The sequence below is a fragment of the Arthrobacter sp. B2060 genome (assembly GCF_059090445.1).
Genome location: NZ_JBNHFR010000030.1, coordinates 1 through 710 on the forward strand (window position 1 = coordinate 1; position 710 = coordinate 710).

The window sequence follows — 710 nt, forward strand, 5'->3', positions numbered from 1 at the left end:
GGGTTTTGTGTTTCTGGTTTCCTGGCGCCGCCGATCATGCATGTTTGGCCTCTTTGTGGGGTTGTGTGTGTGGGGTGTGGTGTATGGGGTTGTTGTTTGAGAACTACATAGTGGACGCGAGCATCTTTTATAAGAAGCAATTTCCAAGAATATGAACCTGGATCTGGCTGCGCGTGATGGTGCCCCTGCCTTTTGGTGGGTGGTGTTGTTGGGTGTGGTTGGTTTTCGTGGTTCTCTCGAAAAATGTTTTTTGATCTTTTGTGGTCAAGTTTTTAAGAGCACACGGTGGATGCCTTGGCATTAGGAGCCGAAGAAGGACGTAGGAATCTGCGATAAGCCTGGGGGAGTCGATAACCGGACTGTGATCCCAGGGTGTCCGAATGGGGAAACCCCGCCGAGCGCGCGAGTGACTCGGTGACCCGCATCTGAACACATAGGGTGCGTGGAGGGAACGCGGGGAAGTGAAACATCTCAGTACCCGCAGGAAGAGAAAACAATAGTGATTCCGTTAGTAGTGGCGAGCGAACGCGGATCAGGCTAAACCGTTCCATGTGTGATAGCCGGCGGGCGTTGCATGGTCGGGGTTGTGGGACTTTCCGTTCCAGTTCTGCCGGACTGGTGGGGTGTGAGTGCAGGTATAGGTGAACGGTCTTGAAAGGCCGGCCGGAGAGGGTGTGAGCCCCGTAACCGTAATGCTGTGCACCGCCTGG

At 54.4% G+C, this 710-nt stretch carries 1 rRNA gene; it reads left to right on the forward strand.

Features of this window, described 5'->3' with window-relative positions:
• Positions 1-262: 262 nt before the first annotated feature.
• Positions 263-710, forward strand: a 23S ribosomal RNA gene (locus tag AC5RUM_RS21455); the annotation flags it as partial.